The sequence below is a fragment of the Arenibacter palladensis genome, assembly GCF_900129275.1.
Lineage (GTDB): Bacteria > Bacteroidota > Bacteroidia > Flavobacteriales > Flavobacteriaceae > Arenibacter > Arenibacter palladensis.
The window spans coordinates 1,302,872-1,321,660 of sequence record NZ_FQUX01000001.1; the positions used below are offsets into that span (position 1 = coordinate 1,302,872).

Here is an 18,789-nt window from a genome sequence, read left to right on the forward strand (position 1 = left end):
TTGTTCAGGGAATTGGTCGTACAAACAGGCCAATACTTACACCCATGGAAATTCCAGAATGGTAGTTTTAATCTATATTTACACTATGAATAAATATAGGAAAAATAGGATAATTTATACCACCCTGTTGTTGGTTTGTGTGGTCCTATTTTGGCTGTTCGATAATTTTTATACGCCCGCCCCTTATTCCTTGCCTGAAGGTGAGGGAGATAGGACCGAAATTCCGCAATGGTTATGGCCTAGTTCCACCACCGGTGAAATAGTACAACACGCCCATTTTGCCCTTTCCTATAACGAAGCTTATGAACAGGCGGAGTGGGTGGCCTATGTATTGGAGAAATCGCACTTGACCTATGATGATAGGAAAAGACCACTTTTTCTCGAGGACCCTAAGGTGGGCAGCGGGTCGGCAGATTGGAGGAACTACAAAGGTTCTGGATATGATAGGGGCCATTTGTGTCCGGCAGGGGATCGCAGATTCTCGAAAAACGCTTATAATGAAACCTTTTATACAAGCAATATTACTCCACAGGACAGGGATTTTAACGGAGGAGTATGGAATAGGTTGGAGCAGCAGGTGAGGTATTGGGCCAAAAAGGATGGACCATTATTTGTTGTAACTGCCGGAGTTTTGGAAAGGGGGTTGCCCAGTATAGGGGAGGAGGATGTGGCCGTTCCAAAATATTTTTATAAGATCGTGGCTAAAGGACAGGGAGAAAATCTAAAAATCATAGGGTTTCTTTTTCCCAATAAGGAGAGTAACGGAAAACTGGATCAATTTTTGGTCCCTGTGGATACGCTTGAAAAAATGACGGGTATAGATTTCTTTGCTGGTTTGCCGGATGAACAAGAGGATAAGTTGGAAGCGGTAATTAGCAGCAGTGGATGGAGATTTTAAGTCAGTTCATTTAATCTATTGGCATCCAATTTTAGAAAAATGAACAAAAGTGCCGTAAAAAACAACAAACCGGAACCTCCATAGCTGAAAAAGGGTAGGGGTATTCCAATGGTAGGGAGTACTCCTATAACCATGCCTATATTTATGAAATAGTGTACGAACAATATGGAGATTACGCCATAACCGTACATACGACTAAAGTCGTTTTTCTGCCGTTCGGACAGATATACTAGTCGCAATAGTAAGGTGGTAAACAATATTACCACGGTGGCGGTGCCCACAAATCCCCATTCCTCGCCTACGGTACTAAATATGTAATCTGTATGTTGTTCGGGAACGAAATCACCTTTGGTCCGCGTTCCCTCCAAAAATCCTTTACCGGATAAGCCGCCAGATTCAATGGCCTTTTCGGATTGATAAGTGTTGTAACCTATGTCCCTTCGAATCTGCTCCAATTTCTTGGGGTCCTTTTCCAATCTAAGCCAAAGACTGAAGCGATCCCTATGTCTTTGTTCAAAAACGGAATTAAAGACAAAATTTACCGAAAGGGAGAAAAGAACAATGGCTATATAAATAAGGGCAACCGGTATTATGGGTACTTTGAAGGAAGGTTTTTTTAATAATAGGAACAACGCCAATAACAGCCCTAGGATTATGCCTACCCAAATAGTACCGAACATCAGCGTAAAAATAAATATAAGAATAACCATAAACCCAATTCCAAGATAGTAAAGGGGAAGGCCTTCCCTGAAAATTACAAAGATCAAGGCAAAGAATACCAGGGCGCTTCCTGGATCTGGCTGGGGAATGATCAAGAATGCGGGTATCAAAATAATTAAAAGTGAAATCATTTGATCTTTCTTCCGCTTTATATCTGTCTGTATATCGCTTAAATATTTTGCTAGGGCAAGTGCCGTGGCTACCTTGGCAAATTCAGAGGGTTGTAGGTTGAAAAAACCAAGATCGTACCAAGAGGTTGCCCCGGCAATGGTTTTGCCAAACACAAATAGACCCAATAGCAATGCGAGGGATATGATGTAAAACAGACTTGAAAATCGTTCGTAGAAATTGGCTTCCAATGCCAGGATGATAATTATGGAAACGGCGCTTGTTCCTATAAAAAACAATTGCTTTCCATGTAATGAGGCAAAATTGAATATAGACGGGTTGTCATCTGTAAAAGTGCTGGAATAAATATTTATCCAACCAATAAAAACTAAGGAGATGTATATGAGAACGCTAAACCAATCCAAGCGCTTTAAAACACTTTTACCAGACACGCTCATTTATTTTAAAGGGTTGTCCGCTATAGGGCTTTGCATATTCTTGCTCCAATGTTTTTTCCAGCATTCTTTTTTCCAAGTCTACCCGCGTAATTTCGCCTTTAAGATATTTTTCAATCATCAGGGAGGCAATGTGTCCAGCATAACGTGATCCAAAGTATCCATTCTCAATGTAAACGGCGATGGCAATCTTGGGGTTGTCCACGGGTGCAAAGGCAACAAAAACAGAGTTGTCCGTAAGTTGGGTACGGATTCCGTTGATTCTTGTAAAGTTTTCTACCGTTCCTGTTTTACCGGCAATTTCTACTCCTTCTATTTGTAGCCTAGCCGCGGTACCTTTTTTGTATACTTCGGCCATACCCTGTACAACCGGTTCAAAATATTTTTTATCTATGGTGGTGTGTTTGGCTTCTGTGAATTCTGGTATACTAATATCTTCACCACCAATTTTTTTAAGGACATGTGGAGTAAAATAATGCCCTCTATTGGCAATGGCCGCGGTCATATTGGCCAACTGAATAGGGGTAACCTCTACCTCTCCCTGCCCTATGGAATTGGATATTATGGTAGAAGAAGACCATCGGTTTTCCCCATAAATGCGGTTGTAATATTCCTTGTTGGGTATTCGTCCCGGTCTTCCTGTGGGTAGGTCATATCCCAAAAATGTTCCTAGGCCAAAACTTTTTACATGCTTTTCCCAAGCATCCATACCTTCCGCAGAAGTTGGAAATTGATCGTAAATTTTACGAAAAGCTCCTGCAAAATAGGCATTACAGGAGAGGTATATGCCGGAATTCAAATTTCGTGTCCCCCCTCCGCAATGACAGCCTCTTTTCCTTTTTCCTACGTAGAATCCGTTGTAACAATGAAAAGTGGTTTCGGGAGTAATGGCGCCTTCCTGAAGGGCAACAAGGGCGTTTATAGTCTTAAATGGCGATCCAGGGGACTGTGAGGCCAAGATGGAACGGTCAAAGGTGGGTTTTGAAATGGTATCGTAATGCAATTTACTGTAATTCTTTGATCTTTCCCTACCAACCAATAATGCAGGGTCGTAAGTTGGACCTGAAATTAACGCCAATATTTCGCCCGAAGCTGGTTCAAGGGCAACTATACCTCCATGCTTCCCTGTCATCAATTTTTCACCGTATTCCTGAAGGATCTTATCTATGGTAACGGTAATTTGCCTTCCTTGTTCGGGAAGGGTGTCCAATGTGCCGCTCTTATAGGGTCCAATATCCCTGTTAAATCGGTCTTTCTGGATATATTTAACACCTTTTCGCCCTCTTAGGATGGTCTCGTATTCTTTTTCAATACCGGTAGTTCCCTTTAATTCTCCTGCAGCATAGGATGGATTTCTTTCCAGATCCCATTCGTTAACTTCACTGATGTAGCCCAAAACATTGGCACCACTGTGGGTGTCATAATATCGGAGTGATCTCTTTTGAATATAGAATCCTTCATATCTCCTCATTTTTTCCTGAAGCCTTCCATAGTCCTCTTTGGATAGCTGAGGTACCATAACAGAGGGAAGTCTAGGGGAATATACTCTAGCCTTGTTTAGCTGGGATATGAACCTTTCTTTGTCTATTCCCAATAGGTTGCAAAATTCAAGGGTGTCCAACGGTTTCACCTCCCTTGGAATGACCATAACGTCATAGGCCGGTTGGTTAGCTACCAAAAGGTTTCCATTTCTATCGTATATATAACCCCTTTCCGGATAATCATAAACTGCTTTTATGGCCGGATCTTCCAATATTTGATTAGGGGAAAAACTAAATATCTGGAGATAGGACAATCTGCCGATAAAAGTTAACCCAACCAATAATATAATGGAGGATAATAGGATTTTTCTCATTCTTTTTTAACACTAAAAAGTGAACTTAATAGTAAGCACAATATTAAAGTGGCTATACTTATAGTTAAAGCTTTCTTCAAAATTAACAGTGTATTTTCAAAACTGAAAATTTCTAGGGTAAAGAAAACTAAATGGTGTATTATAATTAATAACGTTAAAAATGTAATTTGTTGTGCCTTAGTGGTGTTGGTTAGTTTAAAATTTTGAAATTCATAGTTTACCCCAAAACAAAAGCGCATGATGGTTGGTCTTAAATAAGCAATGGTAACGGTGGCTGCTGCATGAATGGCAACCGTGTCCGAAAATAAATCTATTAAGAAGCCCAGTAGAAAACTTAACAGTAGAAACAAAGATCTTTTTTCCTTGATGGGATACCAATAGAGAAATAGAATATACACCATTGGGTTTATATATCCAAAAAAATTGAGCTTATTAAAAACCAATACCTGTACCAATACTAATAGTACAAATCTAATTATGTTAATAAAGTAGCTATTGCGAATCATTATTGGTCTTGGCTTCTAATTCTATTATTTCCTCCCGTTGAATGTTTTCTATGATGTATATACTCTTCACCGCGGCCATATTGTTGAAGAGTTTAATGTCTATACTATACGAGCTTTGGGAATTGTTTAGATCAAAATTCTTGATGACCCCTATGGGAATGTTTTCCGGAAAGATGCTGGAACTGGCACCCGTAACTATGGTATCCCCGATTTTTACGGGCACCAATCTTTCAATATCGGCAAGTTGTACAGTGTTATAATCTTTCGTGTCCCATACCAATGAACCGTAATGGTTGGTGTTTTTGATTTTTGCGTTGATCCTGGATTTGGTATTCAGTATGCTCTGTACGGTTGCAAAATTTTTGGATGTATTTTCCACTATTCCAAGGATTCCATTGGCAGTAATAACGCCCATATCGGGCTTTATGCCCTGTGCACTTCCTTTTTTGATGGTAATATAGTTACGTGGAAGACTATAACTGTTCTTTATTACTTGAGACGCAATCACTTTATAAGTAATATTCGTGGTGTCCAATAGTATGGAATCTTCCTTTTTTTGATTAAAAAGAAGGTTGCGTAATCGCTTATTCTCCTCTACCAGTTTTTTGTTTTCCTCCCCTAGGCCAAAATAGGTGGTAATATTGCTTGTGGTCTCATAGATATTTCCTGTTAGCCAGTTCGCGGAATTGAAATATTTGGAACGGTGATAGGAATGGGATTGTACGGTAAACGCCAAGGCTATAATCAACAAGAAAAGATATAGCAAGAAATTTTTATATCTTAATATAAAGTTGATAATCTGCCGCATTCACTTAAATTGTTTTGTAAACCTTATTTGGGCAACTGCCCCATAAGGAATTAAGGCCTGTTTGCTATTCTTTACCTTTTAAAAAGGTAGTGCTGATTGTAGGGGAATAATTAAACTATTTAATTAATATACTCTTATATCGCTCCAAGTTTTTTAGAGCAATACCCGTACCCCTTACAACAGCCCTTAATGGATCTTCCGCTATGTACACAGGTAGATCGGTTTTTTGGGACAAACGCCTGTCAAGTCCCCTTAACATGGATCCACCGCCGGCCAAATAAATACCTGTATTATAGATGTCCGCTGCCAGTTCGGGAGGTGTCTGTGATAGGGTTTCCATAACGGCATCCTCTACCCTTAGTATGGATTTATCCAAGGCCTTGGCTATTTCGCGATAGGAAATGGATACTTGTTTTGGTTTACCGGTCAGTAGATCCCTTCCCTGTACAGACATTTCGTCCGGAGGGGTCTGTAGGTCCTCTGTAGCCGAACCAATGGTAATTTTTATGTTCTCTGCAGTACTTTCCCCAACATAAAGGTTGTGTTGGGTACGCATGTAATAGATAATGTCGTTTGTGAAAACGTCACCTGCAATCTTTACCGATTTGTCGCAAACAATTCCTCCCAGGGCAATGACTGCAATTTCGGTTGTACCACCCCCTATATCAACGATCATGTTCCCTTTGGGTTGCATTATATCCAAGCCGATTCCAATGGCAGCTGCCATTGGCTCGTGAATAAGGTAGACCTCTTTTCCGTTAACACGCTCGGCGGACTCCTTAACGGCACGCATTTCCACTTCTGTAATTCCAGAAGGGATGCATATAACCATTCTCAAGGCTGGTGGAAACCACTTTTTCTTTAGTGCCGGTATGTTCTTGATGAACATGTTGATCATCTTTTCAGACGCATCAAAATCGGCAATAACCCCATCCTTTAATGGACGTATGGTCTTTATATTTTCATGGGTCTTTCCTTGCATCATATTGGCTTCCTTGCCAACGGCAATGATTTTGCCACTTATTCTGTCCCTGGCTACAATAGATGGACTGTCTACCACCACTTTGTCGTTGTGAATGATGAGGGTGTTGGCAGTACCTAAGTCTATTGCAATCTCCTCGGTTAAGAAATCAAAGAATCCCATTATATGTTGTTATATTTCGGTTTAAATGTCAGTTTGATCGTTAAAAGTAATAAAATTAATGTTTAAAATGACGTGTACCAGTCATTACCATTGCAATTCCGTTTTCATTGCAATAATCGATACTAAGTTGGTCCTTGATGGAACCTCCAGGTTGTATAACGCTGGTTATTCCACTTTTATGCGCAATTTCTACACAATCCGGAAAAGGAAAGAAGGCATCACTGGCCAATACGGCACCATTAAGATCAAAATTGAAGGACTGGGCTTTGTGAATGGCTTGGTTTAGGGCATCTACACGAGAAGTTTGGCCTGTTCCACTGGCGCACAATTGTTTGTTTTTGGCAAGTACAATGGTGTTACTTTTGGTGTGTTTACACAATTTCGAGGCAAAGATCAGGTCTTCCAATTCCCTATCCGTAGGTTTTTTATCGGTGGCATTGGTAAGGTCGGAAATTTTATCGGTCTTTTCATCCTTTTCCTGCACTAAAACACCATTCAAACATGTTCTAACCGTCATTTTTGGAAGCTCAACTTCATTCTGTACCAGAATTATTCTGTTTTTCTTGCCTTTTAAGATGTCCAGGGCCACTGGAGTGTAGCTAGGGGCAATCACCACTTCGCAAAACAGCTTGTGTATTTCTTCGGCAGTTGGCTTGTCTATTTCAACATTGCTGATCAATATTCCTCCAAAAGCCGAGACAGGATCACCGGCCAAGGCATCAACATAGGCCTGGTGAATTGTGGGCCGGGTGGCAAGGCCACAGGCATTATTGTGTTTTAATATGGCGAAGGTGGGGGCATCGTTCTTAAATTCTTGGATAAGGTTAACTGCGGCATCCACATCCAACAAATTGTTATAGGAAAGTTCCTTTCCGTGAAGTTTGTTGAACATAGCGTCGAAATCACCAAAGAAAAAACCTTTTTGGTGTGGATTTTCACCATAACGCAAAACTTGGCCGTTGGTTTCGCTTAATTTAAATGCGGCTTCTTCATGGTTTTTGTTGAAATAATTAAAGATGGCCGAATCATAATGAGATGACACATTGAAAGATTTTGTCGCAAATCGTCTGCGGTCTTCCAAAGTAGTACTACCATTTCCTTTGGTTATCATTTCCAGAACTTCATCATAGTCGTTCATAGAGGAAACGCAAAGCGTATCCTTGTAGTTCTTGGCCGCTGCACGTATTAAGGATATACCGCCTATATCTATTTTTTCTATAATATCCTGTTCGGAAGCTCCGCTGGCAACAGTTTTTTCAAACGGATAAAGGTCTACAATGACGATATCCAATTGGGGAATTTCAAATTCCTTCAATTGTTCTTGATCACTTTTATTGTCCTGACGGTTCAAAATACCACCAAATACCTTAGGGTGTAATGTTTTAACCCTACCGCCCAATATGGATGGATAGCTGGTAACGTCTTCCACAGGTACTACATCAATTCCTAAATCTTTAATGAAGGTTTCGGTGCCACCTGTTGAATAGATGGTAATTCCTAATTCATTAAACTTTTTTACCAAGGGCTCTAGGCCATCTTTATGAAAAACAGATATTAAGGCTGAGGAAGCTTTTTTAGTGGTACTCATTTTGTTGTGATTGTTGTTATGGATTATAAGGACACAAAAGTAATTTTTTTGTGCTTAAAAATCAGCACGTTTATTAACAATCGCCCTAAAGTTTTAAAGAATTTTGGACACCTCTTGGTTTACGTATTCCAAAAAGTGCTCATCCTCTTCGGAAAATGGATCCGGAGTGTTGGAATCGATGTCGATTTGGCCAATATTTACGCCATTTAAAAAAAGAGGAACTACTATTTCGGCCTTCACGGTTATACTGCATGCTATGTAGTTGTCCTGGGCCTTGACATCGGGGACAACAAAATTTTGATTGGATACCGCAACCTGTCCACAAATTCCTTTGCCAAAGGGTATTATGGTGTGATCTGTAGGCGCCCCTGCATATGGCCCCAATTTCAGCTCTTCTTTATCCCCGTTTCGGAAATAGAAGCCCACCCAATCGTAATAAGGGACATTTTCCTTTAACAATTCGCAAATGGCCTGCATTTTTTCCGTTGCACTTTTTTTGGAGCTGTTTGTGATTGCGGAAACCTGTGGTCTTAATGTGCTAAGCATATGATAATTTTTTGCAAAAATAAGGCTATTTCCAAACCCTATGTGCTATAAGCGCTTTAAACTTCCGATCTGCTATTGATTTGGGCAATTTTTGCTCTAAATTTTAGTTAATATTGAAGGAGGAAAATAGAGAGTGGTAACTTTTGATTATTTTTGCCTTTATGAAAGTAATGATCCATAAAATTTTGGCGCTGTTGATGGCATTTTTTATGCTGGTCTCCACCGTTTCCTGGACCGTTGAAAAGCATTTTTGCTTTGGCTCCTTGGTGGATATAGCTTTCTTTCATGAAGCTGAAACCTGTGGGATGGATTTGGGATTGGTAGAAGAGGAGGTGTCTTCCAAAAATAATTCAAATACCTGCTGCAGTGATGAGACCATTTTGGTAGAGGGGCAGGATGACCTCAGTATTTCCTATGACGATCTTAGTTTTGGCCAGCAACTCTTTTTGGTGGCCTTTACTTCCTATTATATAAATCTATTTCAGCTAAGGGAGCAGCACTATGTTCCCCATGCCGATTACCCACCGCCCATACTGGTCAGGGATATCCATATCTTGGACCAAGTTTTCCTCATTTGATTTTTTTATTGGTAGTAACCTTGGTTTTCCATGCTTTTAAGTTGGAAAATCCAATGGTTTTTTTGATTTCAATTATCTGCTAATATTAAAATATATCAAGTGAAGAATTTTTTTGTAAGTATGTTTTTATGGATTCCGTTATTGGCTATCTCCCAGAACAATATAGAGGGCATGGTCATGGAGGACAATCCTGGAAATAAGCAGCTAGGTTTGGCCGGGGCCAATGTTTATTGGTTGAATTCCCAAACGGGGACTATTACCAATACGGACGGAAGCTTTGTAATTCCTTTTAAAAAGGAGTATAACCAACTAGTCATTAGTTATGTGGGATTTGAGTCGGACACCTTGTTCATTGATTCCCCTAAAAAGGTAAGCCACTGGTTAAAACCTTCCAATGCCTTAGATGAGGTGGTGGTCCAAAAGAAGCGGGATGCCGTACAGAAATCCTATTTCAGCCCACAGAACGTGGTAACCATAAACAGTGCCGAACTACTAAAGGCGGCCTGTTGCAATCTATCCGAGAGTTTTGAAACCAATCCGGCTATAGATGTCAATTTTTCCGATGCCCTAACAGGCACAAAGCAAATACAGATGTTGGGACTTACCAGTCCTTATTTATTGATAACCCAAGAGAACATTCCTATGGTACGGGGTGCCTCCCAGGCCTACGGACTTACCTTTACCCCGGGAACTTGGGTAGAGAGTATACAGATCACAAAGGGGGCGGGCAGCGTAGTTAATGGTTATGAGAGTATTTCGGGCCAGATAAATACGGAATTGGTAAAACCCTTAACGGATAAGGCTCTATTTGTAAATGGATATGCAAATTTAAATGGCAGGTTGGAATTAAATACCCATTTGAACGAGAAATTAACGGACAAATGGAGTACGGGGCTCTATCTTCATGCCAACCGTAGGGATACCAAGGAAGATAATAATGGGGACGGATTTTTGGATGCTCCCTTGGGGAATCAAATAAATGTTTTGAATAGGTGGCAATACCAAAATCCAAGTACCGGTTGGGTGAGTTTTATTAATCTTCGTTTTTTAAATGATGACAAGCAGTTGGGGCAAACCAATTTTGTGCCCAGTACCGATAAATTCACTACCAATTCCTGGGGAAGTGAAATAAACACGAGAAGATTTGATACTTCATTAAAGTTGGGCTATGTATTTCCGGAGCTGCCTTTTCAGAGCCTGGGATTTCAAACGGCCTATAATATCCATAAACAGGATTCTTATTTTGGTTTTAATGAATACAATATTGATCACGAAAGTATTTATTCCAACCTGCTGTTCAATTCCATTATAGGGGATACCAAAAGCAAGTTTAAAACGGGCTTGACCTTTGCTTATGATGGTTATGGGGAAATGGTGAATACCCAGGATTATTCTAGGGTAGACAAATCTATAGGGGCCTTTTTTGAATATAGTTATGATAATTTAAAGGAATTGAGTTTCACTGCGGGCATAAGGGTGGACAACCACAATAATTTGGGGACTTTTGTTACGCCCAGATTGCATGCGCGGTATATGCCATGGGAAAGAGGGAGTTTTAGGGCGTCTTTGGGCCGTGGAAAGCGGGCAGCCAATATCTTTGCCGAAAATCAACAATTATTTGCCTCATCAAGGCAGATAAGGGTACTTGGGGACAATAGCAGTATTTATGGACTGGATCCTGAAGATGCCTGGAATTACGGCGCTAGTTATATACAGGGATTTAGTTTGTTCGGTAGGACAGGTGACGTAACATTGGATTATTATGTTACCAATTTTAAGAATCAGGTAGTGGTGGATTGGGAGAATCCCATGGAGGTGTCATTTTATAACCTGGAGGGAAAGAGTCTGGCCAAAAGCTTTCAATTTGAAATAAATTATAACGTTTTAAAGAATTTAGAGTTAAGGACGGCGTATAAATATTATGATGTTGAAACCGATTACCTAAGCGGCACCCTACAAAAACCATTGCAGGCACAACATCGATTTTTTGCCAACTTGGGCTACACTTCCCTCCCTAAGGAAAATGGAGCCTTATGGCGTATGGATTCTACCCTCCATAGCTTGGGAAAACAACGCTTGCCCAATACGAGTAGTAGTCCAGAGGAGTATCAGTTTGGAGATTATTCGTCTCCATATAGTTTAATGAATGCACAGCTGACCAGAGTGTTTAATGATAATTTTGAAATTTATGTGGGAGGGGAAAATTTAACTAGTTTTACACAAGAGAACGCTGTAGTGGCGTCAGACAATCCGTTTGGCACCAATTTTGACACCACAATGATATATGCTCCCGTTATGGGCAGGATGTTTTATGCAGGATTTAGGTATAAATTATAACTTTATAAAAAATTAATTATTCAACATGAAAAGTAGAGCAATGAAAAATTTATTTATAGGAGCCGTATTTGGAGTATTGACCATTGCCGGCTATGGCCAAGAGAAAAATAAAAAAATAAGTTTCGAGGTCAATGGAAAATGTGCCATGTGCAAGGAGCGAATAGAGGAAGCAGCCTTGGGGGTAAAAGGGGTTAAATACGCCTTATGGGATATTCCTACCCATCAATTATCGATGATCATTGACGAACGAAAAACCAATTCTATGGAAATAAAAACTGCCATAGTTGGTGTAGGTCACGATACCAAGGAATTAAAGGCTACGGAAGAAGCTTATGAAAGCGTACACCCTTGCTGCAAGTATCGTGAGGACAATAGTGATGACGGACAGCATCATTAATTCAATTGCTTTGTAATAGCCTATCGAAAACAAAAAACCGCATTTGGAATTCCAAATGCGGTTTTTTTATAGATGTAAATTCTACGACTTACATCATTCCTGGCATTCCGCCACCCATTGGTGGGCCTGCAGGAGCATCTTCCTTAATATCGGTCAATGCACATTCTGTAGTTAAGATCATTCCGGCAACAGAAGCTGCATTTTCCAATGCAATTCTAGTTACTTTCTTAGGGTCAATAATACCCGCTTTGATCATTTCCACATATTTTTCCGATTTGGCATCATATCCAAAATCTCCTTTGCCTTCCAAAACTTTGGCAACTACTACCGATCCTTCTCCTCCAGCGTTTTCAACGATGGTTCTCAAAGGTGATTCTACTGCTCTGGCAACGATTTGAACACCTGTTTCCTCATCGGCATTTTCGGTCTTGATCTTGGCAAGTACGGATTTGGCCCTTACCAAAGCAACACCTCCACCGGCAACGATTCCTTCTTCAACAGCAGCTCTAGTAGCGTGAAGGGCATCATCTACCCTGTCTTTTTTCTCTTTCATTTCTACTTCAGAAGCAGCACCAACATAAAGAACAGCAACACCACCGGCCAATTTAGCCAAACGCTCCTGTAATTTTTCCTTGTCGTAATCCGAAGTGGTAGATTCTATTTGTGATTTGATCTGGTTAACCCTTGTCTTAATGGTTTTTGGAACACCTGAACCGTTTACAATGGTTGTATTGTCCTTGTCAATAGTAATTTTTTCACAAGTACCTAGCATGTCCAAGGTGGCATTTTCCATTGTAAAGCCTCTTTCTTCGGCTATTACGGTTCCACCTGTAAGGATAGCTATATCTTCCAACATGGCTTTTCTTCTATCCCCAAATCCTGGTGCCTTAACAGCAGCAATCTTTAAGGATCCCCTTAATTTGTTTACTACCAAGGTAGCCAAAGCTTCTCCGTCAACATCCTCTGCAATGATCAAAAGAGGTTTTCCTGATTGTGCTACTGGCTCCAATACTGGCAATAGATCCTTCATGGAAGAAATCTTCTTATCATATAATAATATGTAAGGATTCTCCAAATCGGCTGTCATTTTTTCAGAATCGGTAACAAAATATGGAGAAAGGTATCCTCTGTCGAATTGCATACCTTCTACAACGTCAACGTAAGTATCGGTTCCTTTGGCCTCTTCTACTGTGATAACCCCTTCTTTACCTACTTTTCCAAAAGCTTGGGCAATAAGGTCACCTATAGTTTCGTCGTTATTGGAAGAAATGGCAGCTACTTGCTTAATCTTTTCCGAAGAATCGCCTACTTTTTTGGTTTGCTTCGCCAAGTCTTCAACAATAGCTTCCACTGCTTTGTCTATGCCTCTTTTTAGGTCCATTGGATTGGCACCGGCAGCAACGTTCTTTAAACCTTCTTTTACGATAGCTTGTGCAAGAACGGTAGCCGTAGTGGTACCATCACCTGCCAAATCATTGGTTTTGGAAGCTACTTCCTTTACCATTTGGGCACCCATGTTCTCAAGAGGGTCCGCCAATTCAATTTCTTTGGCTACGGTAACACCATCTTTGGTGATGTTTGGTGCGCCAAACGATTTACTGATGATTACGTTTCTACCTTTAGGTCCTAAAGTTACTTTTACTGCGTTAGCCAATGCATCGACACCTCTTTTTAGGCCGTCTCTTGCATCGATATCAAATTTTATATCTTTTGCCATAATTTAATTTCATTTATCATTCCCATATAAAACGGAATGAAATTAGTTATACTCTTTAGTTTGTTGTTTGGAATTTTCCCAACGTTTTGGGAACAAGAGCAATATTATATAATTGCTAATATGTCGCTCTCGCGCATCATAAGATATTCGGTACCTTCAAGCTTTAGCTCAGTACCGGCATACTTACCGTATAGCACCGTATCTCCAACTTTAACGGTCACTTTTTCATCTTTGGTACCAGGTCCAACGGCAACTACCTTGCCTTTTTGTGGTTTTTCCTTTGCGGTATCTGGGATGTAAAGACCAGATGCAGTCTTTGTTTCGGCAGCCATAGGTTCTATAAGAACTCTATCTGCTAATGGTTTAATGCTAACTTTAGCCATATTATTTAGATTTTATGTTTTTAAGTTTGATTTTAATAGGCAGAAATTATGCCATTGCCTAAAAACTGACACTTTGTTAAATAAAAATGCCAGCTTGTCACATAAGCTGGCATTTTTTATATTTTAAATGTGTTTTTTCTTCTTATTGGGCGCTGTCAGTGGTACTTGTACCATTAGTGGCAGGAGCCGGGATCGGTGCTTCTGGCAATGCATCCGGAGCAGTTGTTTCAATAGGATCGCCATTTAGTAATTTTGAATCGGAATCACTAAAGCTTCCCTTTAATGCTACATTGGAAAGCAAAATTAACACAACCAATATGGTTGCCAATGTCCAGGTACTCTTATCCAAAAAGTCTCCTGTTTTCTTTACTCCTCCAACAACTTGGTTGCCGCTTCCGCCAAAAGATGAGGACAATCCGCCTCCTTTAGGGTTTTGCACCATAATTACGAGCATCAATAGGATGCAAACTAGGATGATAAGGACCAAGAATATTGTAAATGTTGTATTCATTATTTAATTATTTTCTTGTTGTATCTTTTCTACCGCTTTAATTCGGTCTGCAAAGAAACTACTTTTTTCTGGATATTTCAAACTTAAAATTTTATAGGCCTGAATAGCCTTTTTGTACTTCTTTTGTTCCAAATATACTTTGGCCAAAGTGGCCGTCATCAATTCATTTTTGTCGAAGCTCAGGGAGTCCTTGATAGTTACTTTTACTGTGTTTTCCTTGGGTACTATTTTGGGGTTTGTTTCAATGAACTTATCGATCAGATCAAATTTTTTCTTCTTTAGCTTGTCTTGCTTGGGGGTAGGTTTTACTTCGGTATTGGCTGCTTCCTTTTTGGGAGTTTTGGGATTGGTTTTGGGTTTTGGTGGCTTATGCGAGGTAAGTTGAAGCCATTCCCCAAAGGAATATTTTTCTTTTTTGGTGAAATTTAAAGGTTTCCCGATTTCCAGTGTCTCTTCAGCTTTTTTTTTATTCTCCGAAATGGATTTGTCTATTTTTGGGTCCTTGGAGGAAAAAAGTGAGGGGTCCAAAATATTATCGGCATCCTTTACCGTCCTTGGCAAGGGTTCGTCATCCGATTCTTCTATAAGCGCACTTTCCTTTTTAAATTCCGAAACGATCTCTTCGGAAATAGTTGGGGTATCATTTAAGGTGGTGGATTTCCCCAAAATGGAATCGGCGATGGTATTTTGTAAAAAATCTATCGAGGTAATAAAATCGAAAAGAATATCCCTGTCCGCAGTATAGGCGGCGGTTAATTTAAGGGCATTGTTGTATTTGAAACTGTTGAGGTTCTTAAGTCCTTTTAGATGCATGGCCCTTGCGGCTTGGAAATATGGGTATTCTGCCAGAACATCTTCTAGTTGATTGGTCTGCACAGGGGAAACCACCTCATCAGGGTTTTGTAATAAATATGTAAAGTCCTGTACGTTCATAGATTACCAATCTGCCAATGATTTATTAAAAATGTCCTGGGTAATACGTTCGAATATGACTTGATGGGCTTCATCCTTAACACTGGCCAATTGGGAATTGGCGGGATAGTCGTAGAAGAATGAAAATCGTTGTTCAAAGTCCACATCCTCTTTGGTGTTGTTAAAGAACCTTACGTTTACGCCAATACTCAGCCTATTTTGCGCCGCTGTTTGTTGGGAGGTGGCCGTCATAGGTGAAATCCTGTACTCCACAATTTCACCTTCGTACAATAAATCCCCATTGGATTTAACTAGATCCAAACTGGTCTGGTTCAATATCAGATCCTGTAGGGCCAAGGTAAAGTCCCTATCCATACCGGGTTCAAAGGTAGATCCGGGATTCTGCGAAGCATAGTTTTGAAAATAATTTACCTGAAAGGTTTTTGCGGTTCCCACATCGCCCCCAGTAAAGTTATAGATACCACATCCAGAAATGCTTGCCACTAAAACAAGCATTAAAATAATATGTTTACTCTTGATCATTAATTTCTTTTTGTATTTTTTACTGACTACTGTTAAAGGTCGTACTGTTTTATTTTTCTATACAGGGTCCGTTCCGAGATGCCCAACTCCGCAGAAGCAGCCTTTCTTTTTCCTTTGTTTCGTTCCAAGGATTTTTTAATGAGCTCTATTTCCTTGTCCTGTAAAGATAGGGTTTCTTCCTCTTGTATCTCCTCCGCAAAATGATACTTGTCCTCTTGTTGGGGAGATTTAACAATTGGTTTTTCTATGTAAGGTTCGGGAAGTTGCAAAATTTCACTGGGACTATCTTCTTGTTCCGCATATTCCTCCTCGTTATCCCCATAGATTTTTCTGATAAGATTTTCATTCTCTTCCTGTACTTTTTCGCTGTCGTTGTGTTTAAGCAGCTCCAATGTTAATTTCTTAAGGTCGTTCAAGTCGCCCTTCATATCAAAAAGCACCTTGTACAATATCTCCCTTTCCGTACTAAAGTCGCCTTCTTTTTTTTCCTTTCCAACGATAGCGGGCAAGTTACTGGTACTTGAATTGGGCAGGTAACTGTTAAGGGTGGCCAAGCTAATAAGCCTACTTTCCTCCAATACTGAAATTTGTTCCGCGATATTTCTTAACTGCCTAATGTTTCCCGGCCATCTGTATTTTAAAAGTAGCTGCACGGCATCGTCATCCAAGCGAATCGTAGGCATTTTATATTTTTGGCCAAAATCCGATGCAAATTTGCGGAACAATAGGTGTATGTCCTCTTTGCGCTCCCGCAAGGGCGGGATGTTGATTTCTACCGTGCTTAATCGGTAATAAAGGTCTTCCCTAAATTTTTCCTTTTTTATGGCCTCGAACATATTGACATTGGTAGCGGCCACTATTCTAACATCTGTTTTTTGGACTTGGGAAGAACCTACTTTTAAAAATTCCCCATTTTCCAAAACCCTCAAGAGACGGACTTGGGTTGTAAGAGGTAGTTCCCCAACCTCATCCAAAAAAATGGTACCGCCATCGGCTACCTCAAAATATCCACTTCTGGTAGCCGTAGCTCCAGTAAAAGCTCCCTTTTCGTGACCAAACAATTCACTATCTATGGTGCCTTCAGGGATAGCCCCACAGTTGACCGCAATGTATTTGGCATGTTTTCTATGCGAAAGGGAGTGTATTATTTTTGGAATGGCCTCCTTACCAACACCGCTTTCACCCGTAACCAATACGGAGATATCCGTAGGTGCCACTTGAATGGCCTTTTCAATGGCACGATTAAGTTTTACATCATTGCCAATGATTTCAAAGCGCTGTTTTATTGATTGAATAGACTCCATTGTTTAATTGTTATTGGATAGTCCCAACGGCCTTCCTATTAAGGTGCCGGAGGTGCAATCGGTAATTTTGACATTCACAAAATCACCAATTTTATAGTTTTCCTTTGGAAATACCACTACAAAGCTTTGGGAGTTTCTTCCCATCCAATCCTTGTCCGATTTTTTGGAAGTTCCCTCTATCAAAACTTCTACAGTTTTTCCAAGTTGTTGCTTGCTCCTGATATGACTGTGTTCCCTTTGAAGGGCAATAATTTCGGTCAATCTCCTATTTTTAACCTCTTGAGGTACGTCATCTTCCATATTCCTAGCCGCAGCTGTCCCTGGCCTTTCGGAATAGGCGTACATATAGCCGTAGTCATATTGTATTTCCTTCATAAGGGCGAGGGTGTCCTTATGGTCCTCTTCGGTTTCGGAGGGGAAGCCGGTGATCATATCCTGGGAAATACTGCAATCGGGAATAATTTCCTTGATATTTTTAACCAGTTCCAGATATTCTTCCCTGGTATGCAGTCTGTTCATTTCCTTTAAGATTCTATTGCTTCCACTTTGTACCGGTAAATGGATATAATTACAGATGTTGGGATATTTTGCCACTATTCGGATTACGTCCAAGGTCATGTCCTGCGGATTGGAGGTAGAGAATCGGATACGTACTTTTGGTTGGGCCAACGCCACCTTTTCCAAAAGGTTGGAAAAATTAACAGCTGTAGCTTTTTGCATTTCCGATGCTTTTTCGAACCCTTTTTTTAATCCGCCACCATACCAAAGGTAGCTGTCCACATTTTGCCCCAAGAGGGTAATCTCCTTATATCCTTTATCGGCAAGGTCGTTAACTTCCTGTAGTATGGATTGTGGATCCCTACTGCGTTCCCGCCCACGTGTAAAGGGCACTACGCAAAAGGTACACATATTGTCGCATCCTCGGGTAATGGATACAAAGGCGGTTACGCCATTGGTGTTAAGGCGTACCGGTGATATATCCCCATAGGTTTCTTCTTTGGAAAGGATTACGTTTACTGCATTTCTACCATCGTCCACCTCTTGGATAAGATTGGGCAAATCCTTGTAGGCGTCCGGGCCTACTACCATATCCACAATTTTCTCTTCTTCCAGCAATTTGGTTTTTAGCCTTTCGGCCATACATCCGAGTACCCCCACCTTCATATGTGGCCTGTGCCTTTTTACGGCATTGAATTTTTCCAATCTCTTGCGGATGGTGAGCTCTGCCTTTTCCCGAATGGAACAGGTGTTGACCAATACCAGGTCGGCATCTTCCAATTTCTGTGTGGTACTAAAACCTTCATTGGATAGTATGGAGGCAACAATTTCACTATCCGAAAAATTCATGGCACAGCCATAGCTTTCTATGTATAGTTTTCTAGTGCTGTTTTCTTTTTCCGCAAGGGTTATGGTGGTTCCTTGTACGGATTCATCTATAATCTTCTCCATTTTATTATGTATTCAACCTCATCTTTAAGA

The 18,789-nt window shown here is 40.4% G+C and carries 18 protein-coding genes; 4 read left to right on the forward strand and 14 right to left on the reverse strand.

From position 1 onward, the window contains the following. Positions 1–85 precede the first annotated feature (85 nt). Positions 86–898 (forward strand): DNA/RNA non-specific endonuclease, encoded by an 813-nt coding sequence (locus BUA60_RS05220; RefSeq protein ID WP_072860625.1) that lies wholly within the window; start codon positions 86–88, stop codon positions 896–898. Here the strand turns inward: BUA60_RS05220 and rodA are convergent. From rodA to BUA60_RS05255, 7 genes are all read right to left on the reverse strand, one after another. After that, positions 895–2,178 carry a rod shape-determining protein RodA gene (gene rodA / locus BUA60_RS05225; RefSeq protein WP_072860874.1) on the reverse strand — a complete coding sequence of 428 codons (1,284 nt, stop codon included), beginning with the start codon at positions 2,176–2,178 and terminating at the stop codon, positions 895–897. The genes BUA60_RS05220 and rodA overlap by 4 nt on opposite strands. Further along, positions 2,168–4,036, reverse strand: coding sequence for a peptidoglycan D,D-transpeptidase FtsI family protein (locus tag BUA60_RS05230; RefSeq protein ID WP_072860626.1), 1,869 nt, complete (start codon positions 4,034–4,036; stop codon positions 2,168–2,170). Before BUA60_RS05230 ends, rodA begins: the two co-directional genes overlap by 11 nt. Further along, positions 4,033–4,542, reverse strand: coding sequence for a rod shape-determining protein MreD (gene mreD, locus BUA60_RS05235; protein ID WP_072860627.1), 510 nt, complete (start codon positions 4,540–4,542; stop codon positions 4,033–4,035). The genes BUA60_RS05230 and mreD overlap by 4 nt, the downstream gene beginning before the upstream one ends. Next, positions 4,529–5,350 (reverse strand): rod shape-determining protein MreC, encoded by an 822-nt coding sequence (gene mreC / locus BUA60_RS05240; protein WP_072860628.1) that lies wholly within the window; start codon positions 5,348–5,350, stop codon positions 4,529–4,531. The genes mreD and mreC overlap by 14 nt, the downstream gene beginning before the upstream one ends. Positions 5,351–5,465: 115 nt before the next feature. Beyond that, on the reverse strand, positions 5,466–6,494 hold the full coding sequence (locus BUA60_RS05245) for a rod shape-determining protein (RefSeq protein ID WP_069858480.1): 1,029 nt from the start codon (positions 6,492–6,494) through the stop codon (positions 5,466–5,468). A 55-nt stretch (positions 6,495–6,549) separates the two neighbouring features. After that, positions 6,550–8,082, reverse strand: coding sequence for a bifunctional phosphoribosylaminoimidazolecarboxamide formyltransferase/IMP cyclohydrolase (purH, locus tag BUA60_RS05250; protein ID WP_072860629.1), 1,533 nt, complete (start codon positions 8,080–8,082; stop codon positions 6,550–6,552). Positions 8,083–8,175: 93 nt separating this feature from the next. Then, positions 8,176–8,628 carry a GAF domain-containing protein gene (locus BUA60_RS05255; protein WP_072860630.1) on the reverse strand — a complete coding sequence of 151 codons (453 nt, stop codon included), beginning with the start codon at positions 8,626–8,628 and terminating at the stop codon, positions 8,176–8,178. Positions 8,629–8,789: 161 nt separating this feature from the next. On the opposite strand from BUA60_RS05255, the gene BUA60_RS05260 reads away from it, so the two are divergent. From BUA60_RS05260 to BUA60_RS05270, 3 genes are all read left to right on the forward strand, one after another. Then, the gene (locus tag BUA60_RS05260; protein ID WP_072860631.1) at positions 8,790–9,206 is read left to right on the forward strand and encodes an HYC_CC_PP family protein; all 417 of its coding nucleotides are present in this window, start codon (positions 8,790–8,792) and stop codon (positions 9,204–9,206) included. Between the two features lie 120 nt (positions 9,207–9,326). Further along, complete coding sequence (locus BUA60_RS05265; RefSeq protein ID WP_072860632.1) at positions 9,327–11,543, forward strand: TonB-dependent receptor; 2,217 nt, start codon at positions 9,327–9,329, stop codon at positions 11,541–11,543. Between the two features lie 25 nt (positions 11,544–11,568). After that, positions 11,569–11,940 carry a heavy-metal-associated domain-containing protein gene (locus tag BUA60_RS05270; RefSeq protein ID WP_394333313.1) on the forward strand — a complete coding sequence of 124 codons (372 nt, stop codon included), beginning with the start codon at positions 11,569–11,571 and terminating at the stop codon, positions 11,938–11,940. An 88-nt stretch (positions 11,941–12,028) separates the two neighbouring features. On the opposite strand, the gene groL is transcribed toward BUA60_RS05270, so the two are convergent. The 7 genes from groL to miaB all read right to left on the reverse strand — a co-directional run bounded on the left by groL (position 12,029) and on the right by miaB (position 18,759). Next, a complete protein-coding gene (gene groL, locus BUA60_RS05275; protein WP_072860634.1) occupies positions 12,029–13,657 on the reverse strand; it encodes a chaperonin GroEL in 1,629 nt (542 codons plus the stop codon). A gap of 104 nt (positions 13,658–13,761) precedes the next feature. Then, the gene (locus tag BUA60_RS05280; RefSeq protein WP_072860635.1) at positions 13,762–14,040 is read right to left on the reverse strand and encodes a co-chaperone GroES; all 279 of its coding nucleotides are present in this window, start codon (positions 14,038–14,040) and stop codon (positions 13,762–13,764) included. Between the two features lie 142 nt (positions 14,041–14,182). Further along, the gene (secG, locus tag BUA60_RS05285; RefSeq protein WP_072860636.1) at positions 14,183–14,551 is read right to left on the reverse strand and encodes a preprotein translocase subunit SecG; all 369 of its coding nucleotides are present in this window, start codon (positions 14,549–14,551) and stop codon (positions 14,183–14,185) included. Between the two features lie 3 nt (positions 14,552–14,554). After that, entirely contained in the window at positions 14,555–15,484 is a 930-nt protein-coding gene (locus BUA60_RS05290; protein WP_072860637.1) for a hypothetical protein, read from the reverse strand. Positions 15,485–15,487: 3 nt separating this feature from the next. Beyond that, the gene (locus BUA60_RS05295) at positions 15,488–16,006 is read right to left on the reverse strand and encodes an LptE family protein (RefSeq protein WP_072860638.1); all 519 of its coding nucleotides are present in this window, start codon (positions 16,004–16,006) and stop codon (positions 15,488–15,490) included. Between the two features lie 32 nt (positions 16,007–16,038). Continuing rightward, entirely contained in the window at positions 16,039–17,310 is a 1,272-nt protein-coding gene (locus tag BUA60_RS05300; protein ID WP_072860639.1) for a sigma-54 interaction domain-containing protein, read from the reverse strand. A gap of 3 nt (positions 17,311–17,313) precedes the next feature. After that, positions 17,314–18,759: a tRNA (N6-isopentenyl adenosine(37)-C2)-methylthiotransferase MiaB gene (gene miaB / locus BUA60_RS05305; protein ID WP_072860640.1), complete on the reverse strand. Its 1,446-nt coding sequence runs from the start codon at positions 18,757–18,759 to the stop codon at positions 17,314–17,316. Between the last annotated feature and the right edge of the window lie 30 nt (positions 18,760–18,789).

Excerpts from the sequence above, each read along its gene's own strand:
- BUA60_RS05300 (WP_072860639.1), bottom strand. The coding sequence starts at position 17,310 with ATGGAGTCTATTCAATCAATAAAACAGCGCTTTGAAATCATTGGCAAT.
- BUA60_RS05290 (WP_072860637.1), bottom strand. The coding sequence starts at position 15,484 with ATGAACGTACAGGACTTTACATATTTATTACAAAACCCTGATGAGGTG.
- mreC (WP_072860628.1), bottom strand. The coding sequence starts at position 5,350 with ATGCGGCAGATTATCAACTTTATATTAAGATATAAAAATTTCTTGCTA.
- BUA60_RS05220 (WP_072860625.1), top strand. The coding sequence starts at position 86 with ATGAATAAATATAGGAAAAATAGGATAATTTATACCACCCTGTTGTTG.
- purH (WP_072860629.1), bottom strand. The coding sequence starts at position 8,082 with ATGAGTACCACTAAAAAAGCTTCCTCAGCCTTAATATCTGTTTTTCAT.
- miaB (WP_072860640.1), bottom strand. The coding sequence starts at position 18,759 with ATGGAGAAGATTATAGATGAATCCGTACAAGGAACCACCATAACCCTT.
- BUA60_RS05270 (WP_394333313.1), top strand. The coding sequence starts at position 11,569 with ATGAAAAGTAGAGCAATGAAAAATTTATTTATAGGAGCCGTATTTGGA.
- BUA60_RS05280 (WP_072860635.1), bottom strand. The coding sequence starts at position 14,040 with ATGGCTAAAGTTAGCATTAAACCATTAGCAGATAGAGTTCTTATAGAA.
- BUA60_RS05295 (WP_072860638.1), bottom strand. The coding sequence starts at position 16,006 with ATGATCAAGAGTAAACATATTATTTTAATGCTTGTTTTAGTGGCAAGC.
- BUA60_RS05260 (WP_072860631.1), top strand. The coding sequence starts at position 8,790 with ATGAAAGTAATGATCCATAAAATTTTGGCGCTGTTGATGGCATTTTTT.
- BUA60_RS05265 (WP_072860632.1), top strand. The coding sequence starts at position 9,327 with ATGTTTTTATGGATTCCGTTATTGGCTATCTCCCAGAACAATATAGAG.
- BUA60_RS05245 (WP_069858480.1), bottom strand. The coding sequence starts at position 6,494 with ATGGGATTCTTTGATTTCTTAACCGAGGAGATTGCAATAGACTTAGGT.
- BUA60_RS05230 (WP_072860626.1), bottom strand. The coding sequence starts at position 4,036 with ATGAGAAAAATCCTATTATCCTCCATTATATTATTGGTTGGGTTAACT.
- groL (WP_072860634.1), bottom strand. The coding sequence starts at position 13,657 with ATGGCAAAAGATATAAAATTTGATATCGATGCAAGAGACGGCCTAAAA.
- mreD (WP_072860627.1), bottom strand. The coding sequence starts at position 4,542 with ATGATTCGCAATAGCTACTTTATTAACATAATTAGATTTGTACTATTA.
- BUA60_RS05255 (WP_072860630.1), bottom strand. The coding sequence starts at position 8,628 with ATGCTTAGCACATTAAGACCACAGGTTTCCGCAATCACAAACAGCTCC.
- secG (WP_072860636.1), bottom strand. The coding sequence starts at position 14,551 with ATGAATACAACATTTACAATATTCTTGGTCCTTATCATCCTAGTTTGC.